This is a genomic window from Fulvimonas sp. R45 (assembly GCF_030504985.1).
Classification (GTDB): domain Bacteria; phylum Pseudomonadota; class Gammaproteobacteria; order Xanthomonadales; family Rhodanobacteraceae; genus Rhodanobacter_A.
Genome location: NZ_JASERU010000022.1, coordinates 1 through 13,904 on the forward strand (window position 1 = coordinate 1; position 13,904 = coordinate 13,904).

Sequence of the window (13,904 nt, forward strand, 5' to 3'; positions counted from 1 at the left end):
TGGGTTTGCAGGGCAGTCATCAAGCAAGAGGCTCATGGAAAACCATGAGCCTCTCGGGTCATTCCGGCTTCGTCAATGCCTTAACTGACTGGCATTAGGGTCTCCCCGGGGTTTTTCGTGCGGACCACCGGAGTGCGGTCCGGCCCTGCCTCAGCCGCCGTGCTTCGCCAGCCAGGCGTCCACCGCCGGCAGGCGATCCTTGCGCACCATCATGCGGTACTTGATGTTGGCGATCACGGTCTCCGCGGGGCGGCGCGCGCCGGGCGCGATGGTGGCCTCGTAGGCCTGGATCTTGCCGATCATCGCCGGGTCGAACGAGCTGCCGCCCAGCGCCGGGTAGAAGCGGCTGCTGGAGGTGGAATCGACCAGCTTGTCCACCTGGGCGCGATGCGCCATGGCGAAGTCGTAGGCCATCTCCGGATGGCGCCAGGCCACGCTGGCGATCATGCCGGCGCTGTTGGTGGCGCCCGGCTCCGGGGTGAGCGCCAGGTCCAGCGCGCGCCGGGCCAGCGCCTTGTCTTCCGCGACGGCCAGCAGGCGGTACAGGCGGTCCTTGATCATCGGCGACTTCTCGGCCTGGGCCTGGGCGTGCAGCTTGTCCCAGGTGGCCGCGTCGGCATGCTGTGCCACGATGGCCAGGATGGTCTTGCGCAGGGCCGCCGGCACCGCCTTCGGATCGGTGGCCTGCGCGTCGTAGCGGCGGCGCACCTCGTCGAGCACGTTCCTGTCGCCCAGCCTGGCGAGGGTGCCGATCAATTGCGTGCGCAGCAGCGTGGTGGACGTGCTCTCGCCCGGCTTCGCCTCCCAGCCCACGCGCGCGAACACCGGCTCGAGCAGCCCGGTCGCATAGGCGCGGAAGCGCTGCTGGCGCGCCTCGTCGCCGCGGTAGTACTCGTCCAGCCCGGCCAGGCTGCCGGCCACCTCGGCCCAGATCTCCGGGGCGGCATTCGCCGGCGTGGCCCTGGCCATGTCGAGGTAGTCCGACACCGGCTGCAGGCCGGCCATGCCCTCGGCCCAGCTGTCGCTCATCAGGCCGAGCTGGTCGATCGGCGCCAGCTTGCCGAAGTCCTGCTTCAGCGCAGCGAGCTGCGCGGGCGCGTACAGCGTGCGGTAGTAGCCGCTCTGCCCCGCGTTCACCAGCACCGGGCCGCAGCCGGGCAGCTTCATCGTGGCCTGGCCGTCCACCAGCGCGCTCACGGGCTGGCTGCCCAGCGTCCCGGCGATCACCGGCACGTGCCAGCGCAACGGCTGCTTGCCCGGCCGGTCCTTGGTGAACTCGCCCTGGGTCAGCTTGACGGTGGTCTGGCCGCCATTGCACACCGCCGAGTCCACCTTGATCAGCGGCACGCCCGGCTGCAGGGTGAAGTCGTGCGCCACCTGGGTGATCGGCTTGCCGCCGGCCACGCCGTCCATCGCGTGCCACAGGTCGTCCGATACCGTATTGCCGTAGGCATGGGCCTTCAGGTAGTTGTGCACGCCCTGGCGCCAGGCCTCGGGGCCCACGTAGGCCTCCAGCATGCGGATCACCGCCTCGCCCTTCGAGTAGGTGATGGTGTCGAAGGCCTGGCTGGCCTGCTCCACCGTGTCGATCTTCTGCACGATCGGGTGCGTGGTGGCCACCGCATCGCGCGACATCGCGCCCTCGCGCACGCCCACGGTGTCCAGCACGGTGTTCCACTCGGGGTGGCGCTTCTCGGTCTCGCGCTCGGCCATCCACGAGGCGAAGCCCTCGTTGAGCCACAGGTTGTCCCACCAGTTCATGGTCACCAGGTCGCCGAACCACTGGTGCGCCATCTCGTGCGCGGCGGTGCCGAACACCTCCATCTTGTCGCCCTGGGTGGAGATCGAGGGATCGAGCAGCATGGCGTATTCGAAGGTGAAGATCGCGCCCCAGTTCTCCATCGCCGAGAAGAACTGGCTGCTGCCGGGCGCGGCGATGTTGTCCAGCTTCGGCAACGGGTACTTGATGCCGAAGTACTCGTTGTAGTCGTGCAGCACCGCCTTGGCCGAGTCCAGCGCAAACTTCGCCTGCGCCGCCTTGCCCTTCTGCATCACCACGCCGATCTCGGTGCCGTCGGAGCTGGTGGTGGCGCGGTCGAAATCGCCCAGGCCGAAGAACAGCAGGTAGGTGGACATCTTCGGCGTGGTCCGGAAGGTCACTTTCTCCAGGCCATGGCCGGCGTCGACCTTCGACGCCACCGGCATGTTGCTCACCGCCATCTCGCCGGCGGGCACGGTGACCGAGAGGTCGAACGTGGCCTTGTAGGCCGGCTCGTCCCACGAGGGAATGAAGCGGCGCGCGTCGGAGTTCTCGAACTGGGTGTACAGCGCGCGCTTCTGGCCGGCGTCGGTCGGGTAGTCGATGGCGAACAGGCCGTTGGCCTGGGTGCCGATGGTGCCGACGTAGTCCATCGCCAGCCTGTAGCGGCCCGGCGCAATGGCCTTGGCGAAGGTGAAGGTAGCGGTCTGCGCTTTCTCGTCCAGCGTCACCTTGGCCGTGGCGGTACCGCCCTTGCCCGCGGCCGGCGCCAGCGTCACCGCGGAGAACGTCATGCCCAGCGCGTTCAGCGTGATGCTGGTCGTGGGCTTCAGCACCTCGACGTCCACCGTCACCTTGCCGTCGAAGTCCAGCTTGTCCGCATGCGGCACGATGCTCACGTCGTAATGCGTGGGCCGCACGCTGCGCGGCAACTGGGTGGGGGCGAGCGACGACTCGGTGGCGGCCGGCTGCGCCGGCATCGCCAGCACACCGCCGGCGGACACGGCGAACGCCAGCGCGATCGCGGAAACCAGGGGCTTGCGCATGGAAAACCTCTCCTTGGGTCAGGACAAAGCCCGACGCGCGGCCAGCGCCGCATGCCGGGCAGATCGTGGACGGGCGGACATGCCGCCTCCCCTGCGCGCGATGGTGGCGCCTGCGGCGCGGCACCGACAGCGCCGGAAGTCATGAACCGGGGACGCAGCGGCTATTTCGGCGGCAGAGTCGCGACGAAGGCCAGGGCCGCATCCAGCAGGCGCCGGCGCAGGGTATCGTCGCCACAGGCTTCAGGCGTGGCGCGCACCCAGCCCTCCATGCGCCGGTCGCGCGAGAACATCGGCGCGACGCCGGCCACGGCCAGCGCCCAGCCATCGCGTCCCCTGCCGAGGCGGAACAGGATGCCGTCGTGGCGCGCGCCGCACAGCAGGTGGCCGTGCAGCAGCCAGGCACGGCCGCCGAACATCGGTTTCACGACCAGGTCCGGCTCGCCGGCCAGTTCGTCCTCCAGCAATGCCTCCAGCCCTTCGTCGCGCGCCATGGCCACCCCTTCCGCCGTCCACTGCCGCGGATGCTAGCGGCCACGGCGGGCACGCGCACTTCAGGGCTGGCCCTTGCCGCCCGACGCGCCATACACCTGGCCGGTGACGTAGCTGGCCTCGCTGGAGGCCAGCAGCACATAGACCGGCGCCAGCTCGGCCGGCTGGCCGGGGCGGGTCATCGGCGTGTCGCCGCCGAACTTGCGCACGTTCTCCGCGGTCTGCCCGCCGGAGACCTGCAGCGGCGTCCAGAACGGCCCGGGCGCCACCGCGTTCACGCGCACCCCGCGCCTGATCGCCTGCTTCGCCAGCGCCTTGGTGAACAGCACGATGGCGCCCTTGGTCATCGAGTAGTCGAGCAGGTTCTCCGACGGGTCGTAGGCGTTCACCGAGGCGGTGTTGACGATCGCCGCGCCCGGCGGCATGTGCGGCAACGCCGCCCGGGTGATCCAGAACATGCCGTAGAGGTTGGTCTTCATCGTCCAGTCGAAGTCCTCGGTGCTCAGCTCGAGGATGGAGTCGTGGCTGTGCTGGCGGGCCGCGTTGTTGACCAGGATGTCCAGCCCGCCCAGGCCCTGCACGGCCTTCTCCACCATCGCCTTGCAGAAGCCCTCGTCGCGGATGTCGCCGGGCAGCGGCAAGGCCTTGCGCCCGGCCTCGCAGATCAGGTGCAGCACTTCCCGGGCGTCCTCTTCCTCGGCCGGCAGGTAGCCGATCGCCACGTCCGCGCCTTCGCGCGCATAGGCGATGGCGGCCGCGCGCCCGATGCCGGAGTCGCCGCCGGTGATCAGCGCCTTGCGCCCGGCCAGCTTGCCGCTGCCGCGGTAGCTGGCCTCGCCGTGGTCGGGCTTCGGCGTCATCTTCGAGGCCAGGCCGGGCCAGGGTTGCGGCTGTGGATCGAACGGAGGCTTGGGGTAGCCCTCGCGCGGATCGTGCGGCGCCGGGGCGGAGCCGCCACCACCACCGGCATGGCCCAGCACGGGCGCGGCCAAGGTGGCCGCCAAGCCGATCGAGGCACCCTGCATCAGGCGCCGGCGCGAGGAGGAATGGGGATGGTCGTGCATGCGTTTCTCCGGGAGTCTGCCATTCATGCCAGCGGCGTGGCCGCAGCTGCCACCGGGTCTACCGGCACCGACCGGCGCCGCGCGTGCCGCCCTTGGCTGCCTGGCCGGGCTGCAGCGGGGCCGGCCGTCCCTGCGCGTCGGCCGGCACGTGCCCCCCGTCGTCGCCCGTGAAGCCGGTCACGCCGCGATCGCCGCCGCCTTCGTCCAGCGACGGCCCCGGCACCGGGACATGCCCGCCACGGGGATCGCCGGGACCGCCCGCCGCCGGATCCGGATGCCGGCGCGCGCGCTGCGCCGCCTCGCGACCGATGCCGCCCTGGCTCTGCGTGTTGCGGCCGGCGGTCTTGCCTTCGGTTTCGTCGTGCATGTCGTCTCCTCGCCGCCGGCCGGCTCAACGTCCGCGCTCCACCGGCACGCCCGGCGCGGGATCGGCGGCGCCGCGCGGGTCGCGCCCAGCGTGGTCGCCCAGGCCGCCGGTCTTGCGTTCGTGCACCTGCGGCTCGCGGTCCTGGCCGCTGCCGCCACTCTGGTAGCCCGGGCCGGTGGGCGCCGGCGGCAGTTCGCTGTCCGGATCGACCGGCTGGCCCAGCGCGTTGCGACCTTCGCGTTCGTCGTAGCCGTGATGCGGCTGCGCCTGCCCGGTGCCGCTGCGGCCGCCGGTGCCGCCCTCGGCGTGCAATGCGTGTTCGGTCGGCGGCATCACCGGCGGCGTGTCGTGGCGGGAACCCGTGTCATGGCCCATGGCTTCGTGTCCGTGTGTGGCTCGCGGCGATCCTGCGTCGCCGCGGGTCGGCGGCGCGTGGAAAAAGCGCGACGATGCGCGCCGCATCGCCTTGCCGCCGCTTTCACCGGCGCTTGCCGCCGACGCGCTAGCGTGCGCGTGGCGAACCTGTCCGGGAGACCTGGCGATGAAACCCGAGACCTTCCTGCTCGAACCCCGCGACTGGGTGCCCAACCACCCGCGGTTGCCGGTGCTGCTGTACCGCGCCGTGCTGGAGGGTCCGGGCAGCGAGGACGCCGCCGCCGCGTTCGAGACGATGTTCCGCCGCCACGGCTGGCCGCCGCGCTGGCGCGACGGCGTGTACGGCTTCCACCACTACCATTCCACCGCGCACGAGGTGCTGGGTTTCGCGCGCGGCGAGGCCACGCTGGTGCTGGGCGGCCCGGGCGGGCGCGAGGTCGACGTGCGCGCCGGTGACGTGGCGGTGCTGCCCGCCGGCACCGGGCATTGCCGGATGCATGCCGGCGAAGGCTTCCTGGTGGTCGGCGCCTATCCGCCGGACCAGGACTGGGACATCTGCCGCCACGCGCCGGACGAGGCAACGCGCCGGCGCATCGCGGAACTGCCCTTCCCTGCCAGCGACCCGGTGGAAGGGCGTGGCGGCGCGCTGACGAAGGCGTGGACGCCTCCCTGACGCTTCCTCCACGGCGCCGGCGGAACGCTCACGCACGCGCGCCCGGCGGCCAGGCCGCCGCACGGCACCCGCACGCCCGCAGGCCGCGCCATGCCGGGACGCCGGCGCCACGATGGAGGACGGCCATGCGCGAACTGTTCGATCTCGCCCTGCCCTGGTGGATGTTCGCGCTGCGCGGCGTGGTGGTGTACCTGGCGGTGCTGGCGATGCTGCGCCTGTCCGGCAAGCGCTCGTTCGGCGACCTGTCGCCATTCAACATCGTGGTGCTGATCGTGGTGGGCGGCTCGCTGCGCACCGCCATCGTGGGCAAGGATGCTTCGCTGATCGGCCCGCTGATCGCGGTGGCGGCGATCCTGCTGGTGAACAAGGCGTTCGGCTGGCTGGGCGCGCGCTGGCTGGCCTTCAACCGGCTGGTGGGCGGCTCGCCGGCGGTGCTGGCGCGCCGGGGCCGGCGCGACCCGGCGGCGCTGCGCCGCCACGACATCGGCGATCCCGAATTCGAGCGCGAACTGCACGCCGCGGGCCTGGAGGACGAATCCACCGTGCTGCTGGCGCGGCTGGAGCCGAACGGCAAGATCACGCTGATCCGCCGCGCGCCGCGCGATACGCAAACGTCGACCGGCCCGCCGCGTGCATGAGTGGATGCGAAGGCCGGCGAGCTGTCTCTGGATCTCCGCCGCCATCTCCGCCCGCCCAAGTGAGCGGATCGCCGCACGTCGACCCGTCCCGCCTGCCGCCGGCACGGCCCCGGTTCAGTGCCAGCCCGCCGCCCTGGCCGCGCGTTCCTGCCGCGCGTCGAAGACGTTGCCGCGCAAGCGGGTGTCGACCGCGGCCTGGACCGCGGGCGGCAGGTCGCTCGCGGCCTGGCGCAGCTCGCCGCCTTCGGCCGGAGCCGCCGGGCCCAGCACGGGCAGTTCCCAGCCCGCCGCCGTGTGGCAGGCCAGCCCGGCGCGCGCCGGTGGCGTGCGGACGGTGAAGGTGCGGCAGATGCGTCCGTCGTTGGCGCGGAAACTCAGGCCGATCGCGACCGCGGCACGCGCGTCCGGTTCGCTCGCCAGCGCGTGGCCCAGTGCACGGTCGAGGACGCCGGCGGCATAGGGCTCGCCGTTCCGCATGCGCACCATGCCGTTGCCGGCATGCCACCACCACAGGCCGGCGACGAACAGCGCCACCGACGCTGCCAGCGCGGCGCCCGGCATCAGCCAGCGACGAGGCGCACGACGGCGGACGGGGTTCGCGCCACGCCCGCCCTCCGGTACCGCCAGTGGAACAACGGCAGGGGCGGCCCGCGGCTGCAGCAGGGCGGAAAGGCGCGCCGGCACCGGCTCGTCCAGCACCGGGTCGAACGCGGCCCGCAGTTGCGCGTCCAGGGCCCGCATCTGCCGCACGCGGCGGACCAGCGCCTCGTCCTGCGCCAGCGCGGCATCGACGCGCGCGGCGTCCGCCGCGCCGAGCGCGCCGTCCACGTAGGCCTGCAGGATGTCGTCGTCGATCGGGTTCATGCATCGTTCCCAAGCTGCGCCTGCAGGGCGGCGCGGGCGCGGGCCAGCCGGCTGGTGACGGTTCCCGCCGGGACCTCCAGCAACGCGGCGGCCTCGTCGTAGGACAGGCCCTCGACCAGCACCAGCGCCACCACCTCGCGATGGTCCGGCGGCAGCATCGCCAGCGCCTGCGCCAGTTCCATCCGCTGCGCATGCCGCGCCTCGCCGCCGTCGGCCACCGCCTCACCGGCTTCTTCGGGCGCGAACAGGTGCTGCGCCCTGCCGCGCGCGCGCAATTCGTCCCGCCAGGCATTGCGCGCGATCGCGAACACCCATTTGTCCAGCGCGGCGTCCGGCCGCCACTGCGCGGACCGGGCCAGCGCGCGTTCCAGCACCACCTGCACCAGGTCGTCGGCGTCGGCCGCCTGCCCTGCCAGCACCCGCGCCAGGCGCCGCAGGCGCGGCAGCAGTGCGATCAGCCCCTCGCGCACGGCATCGCTCGGATTCACGCATCACCTTCCACTACGTCTGGAGGGGTGGATTCCTTCCCCCGGTCGCGCCGGCGCGGTTCGAGGGCGTAAAGCGGGCCCATGCTAGCATCCGGCCCCATCGCTTCCGAGGTACCCGGCGATGTCCCTGCGTCGTGCTTCCGCGCTGTCCGTTCCGGTGCTGGCCATCGCGCTCGCACTGGCCGGGAGCACCCCCGCGAAAGCGCAGGTGCTCGGCCCGGTGCAGCGGCAGCTGCCGACCCTGCCGGTTCCGGCGACGCCCCTGCCCGGCGCGATGCCAGGCAGCCTGCAGAGTGCCGGCGACCTGCTGCGGCGGACGCTGCCCCTCGGCCTGAAAGCGCAGGTCGACGCGCTGCTGCGCAGGCAGCGCCGGCGCGTCGCCGTCGATCCCCGGGGCGCACCGGTCCTGCGCGGCGAGTTCCTCGCCATCGGTCTTTCGGATGCCCAAGTCGACGCCGTGCGGGCGCAGGGTTTCACCGTGGATCGCGACGCCGCGGCGGACGCGGCGCTGGGGCTGGACCTGGCGGTGCTGCACGACACCCGCGGGCGCGGCACGCGCAAAGCCATGCGCGCCCTGCGCAAGGCCGCGCCGGATGCCACGCTCACCTACCAGCATCTCTACCTTCCCGCGGGCGACGCCGGCACGGCGGACGCGACGGACGCGCCCGCGCCTGCCATGCCGGCACGCAGCGTGGGAATGGTCGACGGCGGGGTCGACCCGACCAACCCCGCGCTGGCGCGCGCGCGCGTCGAAGCGCATGGCTGCGGCGCGCCGGCAGCCTCGCGGCATGGCACGGCTATCGCCGCGCGCCTCGTCGACGGCGACGCGGACACCCTGTACGCCGCCGACCTGTGGTGCGGCGACGAGGTCGGCGGCGCCACCTCCCGCCTGGTGGACGCACTCGCATGGCTGGACCGCGAACGCGTGCCGGTGATCAACATCAGCCTGGTCGGCCCGGACAACCCGGTGCTCGCGCGCGCGGTGCAGGCGATGGTCGCGCGCGGCCATGTACTGGTCGGCGCCGCCGGCAACGATGGACCCGCGGCGCCGCCGTTGTTCCCGGCGGCCTATCCCGGCGTGATCGGCGTCGGCGCCGTCGATGCGCGCGGCCACGTGCTGCCCGAATCCGCGAGCGGCACGCAGGTGGCCTTTTGCGCGCCCGGCGTGGTCGGCAGCGGCCAGGACATGCTGCGCGGCACTTCGTTCGCGGCACCCGTCGTGGCACGCAAGGCCGCCCACGTGCTGGACGCCCCCGGGCCGGAAGCCGCGGCCCGGGTACTGCGGCGCCTGATCGGCGAGGCCCGCCCGCTCGATGCCGGGGATGGCGGCGCGCGCTGCGGCCACGGCCTGCTGTCGCCCTGAAGCTGAACGCGGGGCAACCCGCGCCGGCCGCCATGGAAGGATGCCCCGGTGCCGCGCGTAATGGCCCCTGGAAGCCGCGGATTCGCCGCCGGCAGGAGGTCCCGACATGCGCAACACGACCCTCAGCAACAAGACCCTCGGCATCGCCCTGTGCGGCGGCGTGCTCGCCCTGGCCGCGATGACCGGCGCCCATGCCCAGGTGGTGGGCGGCTCGCTCGCCGGCGGCATCGCCGGCAGGATCGGCCCGATCGACCACGCAGGTCCGGGCGTGGGCGGCCTCATCGCGCCTCGCGTCGATGCCGCCTCGATCACGCAACGTGCGCAGCGCCTGCACCAGCACGCCGCGGCGGCCGTGAGGCAGGCGAAGCAAACCGCAACGCAGGCCGCGGACCAGGCGGACGGCCATGCCGATGCCAACGGCAGCGCGTCCGCTTCCGGCAGCCTCGACGGTTCCGCCGCGGGCACCGTCGCGGGCGCTGCCGCCGGCCAGGGACGTTCGGACGTCGAGACGGCCGGACAGGGCATCGGGAACGCGCTGGGCCGCGCGCAGGATGCAGCCGGCAACGCCCGCGCGGACGCCGACGATGCCGCCCAGGCTGGCATCGGCAGGAGCCGGGAGCTCGCCGCCAGGGGCACGTCCGCGGCCCGCTCGCTGGGCTCGCTGGCTGGCGGCGCGGCGCAGGGCGCGGCCTCGTCCGCGGCGAACGGCGCAGGCAGCCAGCCCGTCGCCGCCGGCAGCCCGGCAGCCGATGCCTCGGGCTCGGGCAGCGCCGGCGGCAACGGCAACACCAGCACCGGCTCAGGCGCCGGCGCGGACGGCTCGGCCAACGGCCAGGCCCGTGCCAGCGGCTCGTTCGGCGGCGGCGTCTCCGCTTCGGCGCAGGCCAACGGCAGTGCGGCTGCGGACACGCGGGGGCATTGAGTCCCCGGGCCGCGCCGCCCCGGCGGGTGGCGTGGAAACGAAGAAGGCCCGCATGCGGGGCCTTCTTCGTCGCGCGTCCCGGCAGCCGGGAGGGTCAGGCGAACGGGTCGTCCAGCACGATGGTGTCGTCGCGGTCGGCGCCGGTGGCGACGATCGACAGCTTGCAGCCGGACAGCTCCTCCACCGCACGCAGGTAGGCGCGGGCGGCGGCGGGCAGCTTGTTCCAGTCGCGGATGCCGGCGGTGGACTCCTCCCAGCCCGGGAACTCCAGGTACACCGGCTTGCACTCGGCCCAGCCGTCGGCGTCCAGCGGCGCCAGCTCGCGGCGCTTGCCGCGGTATTCGTAGGCGATGCACACCTTGATCGTGGGCAGGCCGTCGAGCACGTCAAGCTTGGTGATGGCCAAGCCGTTGATGCCGTTGATCTGCACCGCGCGCTTCAGCGCGACCAGGTCGATCCAGCCGCAGCGGCGCGGACGGCCGGTGCTGGCGCCGAACTCGTTGCCGACCTTGCGCAGGCGTTCGCCCATCTCGTCGTGCAGCTCGGTGGGGAACGGGCCGCCGCCCACGCGTGTGGCGTAGGCCTTGCAGATGCCCAGCACGTAGTCGATGTCGTGCGCGCCCACGCCGGTGCCGGCCAGCGCGCCGCCGACGGTGGTGTTGGACGAGGTGACGTAGGGATAGGTGCCGTGGTCGATGTCGAGCAGCGCGCCCTGCGCGCCCTCGTACAGGATGTTGCCGCCGTCCCTACGCACGTCGTGCAGGATGGTGGCCACGTCGTCCACCAGCGGCTTGATGTACTCGCCCCAGGCCAGCGCGTCCTTCAGCACGGCGTCGTAGTCCACCGGCTCGGCCTTCAGCCACTGGGTGAGGATGAAGTTGTGGTAGTCCACCGCGCTCTTCAGCAGCGCGGGCAGCTCGTGCGGGTACATCAGGTCGGCCACGCGGATCGAGCGGCGCGCCACCTTGTCCTCGTAGGCCGGGCCGATGCCGCGGCCGGTGGTGCCGATGGCGCCCTTGCCGGCGGCGGCCTCGCGCGCTTTGTCGACGGCGATGTGGTACGGCATGATCAGCGGCGTGGCCGGGCTGATCTTCACGCGCGAGCGCACGTCCACGCCGTTGGCCTCCAGCTCGGCGACTTCCTTGATCAGCGCCTCGGGCGACAGCACCACGCCGTTGCCGATCAGGCACAGCGCGTCGTCGCGCAGGATGCCCGAGGGGATCAGGTGCAGCACGGTCTTCTTGCCCTTGATCACCAGCGTGTGGCCGGCGTTGTGGCCGCCCTGGAAGCGCGCCACCGCGCTGACCCGTTCGGTCAGCAGGTCGACGATCTTGCCCTTGCCTTCGTCGCCCCACTGGGCACCAAGGATTACGACTGACTTGCCCATGATCTTCTCGCTCGTCGATGCGCCCCATCGGGGGGCGCGGAAAACGGTTCGGCGGGGCCGCGCCCCGCCGCGGATGTCAATGCACCAGCCGCAGCACCAGCAAGCCGGCCACCATCGCCAGGGCACCGAAGGCGCGCAGCGTGCGCGGCTCCAGCTTCAGCGCCTCGCGCGCCATGGCCTGCCAGCCGCGCGGCGCGGCGAACAGCACCAGGCCCTCGATCACCATCACCAGGCACAGCGCGGCGTACAGGTCGTGCGACATGCCGCGCTCAGCGCTTGCCCGGCGCCGGGTTGCCGAAGTAGCGCAGGAACTCCGAGTCCGGCTTGAGGATCAGCACGCCCTTGCCGTCTGCGAAGGCCTTCTTGTAGGCCTGCAGGCTGCGGTAGAAGGCGAAGAACTCCGGGTCCTGGCCGTAGGCCTGGGCGTAGATCGCCGCGGCCTGGGCGTCGCCTTCGCCGCGCACCTTGGCGGCGTCGCGCTCGGCGTCGGCGCGGATGATCTGGCCCTGCTTGTCGGCGTCGGCCTGGATCGTCTCAGCCACCTGCTGGCCGGTGGAACGCAGCTCGTTGGCCAGTTGCAGGCGCTCGGCGCGCATGCGCTTGTAGACCGACTCGCTGACCTCGTCGGGCAGGTCGATGCGCTTGATGCGCACGTCCACCACCGAGATGCCCAGGTTCTTGCGCGCCACCGCGTCGGTCTGCCTGCGCACGCGCGCGGTGATGTCCTTGCGGCCGCCGCTGACCAGTTCCTGCAGGGTGCGCGCGTTGAACTCGTAGCGCAGCGCGTCCTTCACGATCGGGGTGAGGCGCTGGATCGCCTGCAGCTCGTTGCCGTTGGTGGCGCGGTAGTAGGTGGCGTTGTCGGCGATGCGCCACTTCACGTAGAAGTCGACGTTGACGCTCTTCTTCTCGGAGGTGAAGTAGCGCTCCGGCTGCGCGTCCAGGGTGAGGATGCGGTTGTCCAGCAGCACCACCTGCTGCAGCAGCGGCAGCTTGAAGTGCAGGCCCGGCTGGTCGCCAGTGCGCACGATGCGGCCGAACTGCAGCACCAGCGCGCTCTGCCCCTCGCTCACCACGTAGGCGCTGTTGAAGCCGAGCAGCACCAGCAGCACGGCGAGGATTCCGGTGGCGATCTTCATGGCTGGGTCTCCTTGCCTGCGTCGCCGCCGTCGTCCGGCGCGCTCGCGGCCGCGGCCGCGGCGCCCTGCGCCTGCGTCGTGCCGCCACCGGCACGCGCCGGCGCCAGGTTGATGATGTTGCGTCCGCCCGAGCCGTCGATCACCTTGCGGTCGTTCGCCATCACCTGCTCCATCGTCTCCAGCCACAGCCGGCGGCGGGTGACCTCGGGCGCGGCCTTGTACTGCTGCTCCAGCAGCTCGAAGCGCTGCGCGTCGCCCTGCGCGCGGGCAATGCGCGAGGCCTTGTAGCCGGCGGCCTCGGCCGCGATGCGGGCGGCGTCGCCGCGCGCCTGCGGGACCACCTTGCTGGCATAGGCGCGGGCCTTGTTCTCGGTGCCCTGCTTGTCCTCGCGCGCGGCGTTGACGTCGTCGAAGGCGTCCTTCACTTCCTGCGGCGGGGCCACGTTCTGGAAGCTCACGTCGGTGACCTGCAGGCCGATGTCGTAGCCGTCCAGGGTGTGCTGCAGGATGTCGCGGGTCTGCTGCTGCAGGGTGTCGCGCGACGGGTCGGTCGCCGACGCCACCGCCGAGGCGGCCGCCGCCACCGCGCCGCCCGCGGCGGCGCCGGCTGGCACGCTGGCGGGCGCCGCGCCATTGGCGGCCCCCGCCTCGGCGACGGCATCGGTGCCGGTGAGGATCTCGTCCATCGTGTGCGCGCCCACCACGGCGCGCACCGCGGCCTCGGCGGCCTCGCGCAGGGTGTCCTCGGGGTCGCGCGCGGCGAACAGGAACTTGCGCGCGTCCGACACCTGGTACTGCACGTTGAAGTTGACCGAGATGATGTTCTCGTCGCTGGTCAGCATGCGCACCTGGTCGGTGACCGAGCGCACGCTGGTGGTGGCCACCTTGCCCACCGATTCCAGCGGCTGCGGCAGCTTGAAGTGGAAGCCCGGGCCCAGCGTGCGGGCGTAGCGGCCGAAGCGCAGCACCACGCCGGACTGGTTGGCGCCGACCACGGTGTAGCTGCTCAGCAGCAGCCACGCCAGCACCAGCGCCAGCACGATGGTGAACAGGCCGCCGCGGCCGCCGCCGAACCTGCCCAGGTGCCGGCGCAGGTTCTTCAGCGCGGCATCCAGCCCCGGCTTGCCGCCGGAGGGCCGGTTGGACTTGTTCCACGGATCGCGCTGCCCGTTGCCGGGTTCGTTCCAGGCCATGTCAGTCTCCTTGGGGCCGCTGGGAGGCCGGCTGCGAAGGCCGGAAAACGCTGTGGACGGGATGGGGCATGATGGCGACGGGTGACGGGACGGGTACGCGCCCGCTCGGAGTCGCGCACAAACGCCCGTCATTCTAC

15 protein-coding genes are annotated in these 13,904 nt (G+C 72.4%); 4 read left to right on the forward strand and 11 right to left on the reverse strand.

What is annotated here, in order from left to right:
- Positions 1–150: 150 nt before the first annotated feature.
- From QMK61_RS15490 to QMK61_RS15510, 5 genes are all read right to left on the reverse strand, one after another.
- On the reverse strand, positions 151–2,805 hold the full coding sequence (locus QMK61_RS15490) for a M1 family metallopeptidase (RefSeq protein WP_302073134.1): 2,655 nt from the start codon (positions 2,803–2,805) through the stop codon (positions 151–153).
- 161 nt (positions 2,806–2,966) lie between these two features.
- Positions 2,967–3,296, reverse strand: coding sequence for a cold-shock protein (locus tag QMK61_RS15495; protein ID WP_302073135.1), 330 nt, complete (start codon positions 3,294–3,296; stop codon positions 2,967–2,969).
- Positions 3,297–3,356: 60 nt separating this feature from the next.
- Positions 3,357–4,358, reverse strand: a complete 1,002-nt coding sequence (locus QMK61_RS15500) for an SDR family oxidoreductase (RefSeq protein WP_302073136.1) — start codon at positions 4,356–4,358, stop codon at positions 3,357–3,359.
- Between the two features lie 58 nt (positions 4,359–4,416).
- Entirely contained in the window at positions 4,417–4,725 is a 309-nt protein-coding gene (locus QMK61_RS15505) for a hypothetical protein (RefSeq protein WP_302073137.1), read from the reverse strand.
- A gap of 24 nt (positions 4,726–4,749) precedes the next feature.
- Positions 4,750–5,100: a hypothetical protein gene (locus QMK61_RS15510; RefSeq protein ID WP_302073138.1), complete on the reverse strand. Its 351-nt coding sequence runs from the start codon at positions 5,098–5,100 to the stop codon at positions 4,750–4,752.
- Positions 5,101–5,266: 166 nt separating this feature from the next.
- Between QMK61_RS15510 and QMK61_RS15515 the strand changes: the two genes are divergently transcribed.
- A complete protein-coding gene (locus QMK61_RS15515) occupies positions 5,267–5,773 on the forward strand; it encodes a cupin (RefSeq protein ID WP_302073139.1) in 507 nt (168 codons plus the stop codon).
- Positions 5,774–5,898: 125 nt separating this feature from the next.
- Positions 5,899–6,411, forward strand: coding sequence for a YetF domain-containing protein (locus QMK61_RS15520; RefSeq protein WP_302073140.1), 513 nt, complete (start codon positions 5,899–5,901; stop codon positions 6,409–6,411).
- A 114-nt stretch (positions 6,412–6,525) separates the two neighbouring features.
- Here the strand turns inward: QMK61_RS15520 and QMK61_RS15525 are convergent, their stop codons facing one another.
- Both QMK61_RS15525 and QMK61_RS15530 read right to left on the reverse strand, forming a co-directional pair.
- Positions 6,526–7,275, reverse strand: coding sequence for a NepR family anti-sigma factor (locus QMK61_RS15525; protein ID WP_302073141.1), 750 nt, complete (start codon positions 7,273–7,275; stop codon positions 6,526–6,528).
- Positions 7,272–7,763, reverse strand: coding sequence for an RNA polymerase sigma factor (locus QMK61_RS15530; RefSeq protein ID WP_302073142.1), 492 nt, complete (start codon positions 7,761–7,763; stop codon positions 7,272–7,274). Before QMK61_RS15530 ends, QMK61_RS15525 begins: the two co-directional genes overlap by 4 nt.
- A 121-nt stretch (positions 7,764–7,884) precedes the next feature.
- Between QMK61_RS15530 and QMK61_RS15535 the strand changes: the two genes are divergently transcribed.
- Both QMK61_RS15535 and QMK61_RS15540 read left to right on the forward strand, forming a co-directional pair.
- Entirely contained in the window at positions 7,885–9,126 is a 1,242-nt protein-coding gene (locus QMK61_RS15535; protein ID WP_302073143.1) for a S8 family serine peptidase, read from the forward strand.
- Between the two features lie 106 nt (positions 9,127–9,232).
- A complete protein-coding gene (locus QMK61_RS15540; protein WP_302073144.1) occupies positions 9,233–10,048 on the forward strand; it encodes a hypothetical protein in 816 nt (271 codons plus the stop codon).
- 94 nt (positions 10,049–10,142) lie between these two features.
- Here QMK61_RS15540 and QMK61_RS15545 read toward each other — a convergent pair whose 3' ends face one another.
- The 4 genes from QMK61_RS15545 to hflK form a co-directional block, all read right to left on the reverse strand.
- The gene (locus tag QMK61_RS15545; protein WP_302073145.1) at positions 10,143–11,435 is read right to left on the reverse strand and encodes an adenylosuccinate synthase; all 1,293 of its coding nucleotides are present in this window, start codon (positions 11,433–11,435) and stop codon (positions 10,143–10,145) included.
- 76 nt (positions 11,436–11,511) lie between these two features.
- Positions 11,512–11,697 carry a DUF2065 family protein gene (locus tag QMK61_RS15550; protein WP_302073146.1) on the reverse strand — a complete coding sequence of 62 codons (186 nt, stop codon included), beginning with the start codon at positions 11,695–11,697 and terminating at the stop codon, positions 11,512–11,514.
- A gap of 7 nt (positions 11,698–11,704) precedes the next feature.
- Complete coding sequence (gene hflC / locus QMK61_RS15555) at positions 11,705–12,574, reverse strand: protease modulator HflC (RefSeq protein ID WP_302073147.1); 870 nt, start codon at positions 12,572–12,574, stop codon at positions 11,705–11,707.
- Positions 12,571–13,767, reverse strand: a complete 1,197-nt coding sequence (hflK, locus tag QMK61_RS15560; protein WP_302073148.1) for an FtsH protease activity modulator HflK — start codon at positions 13,765–13,767, stop codon at positions 12,571–12,573. Before hflK ends, hflC begins: the two co-directional genes overlap by 4 nt.
- Positions 13,768–13,904 lie beyond the last annotated feature (137 nt).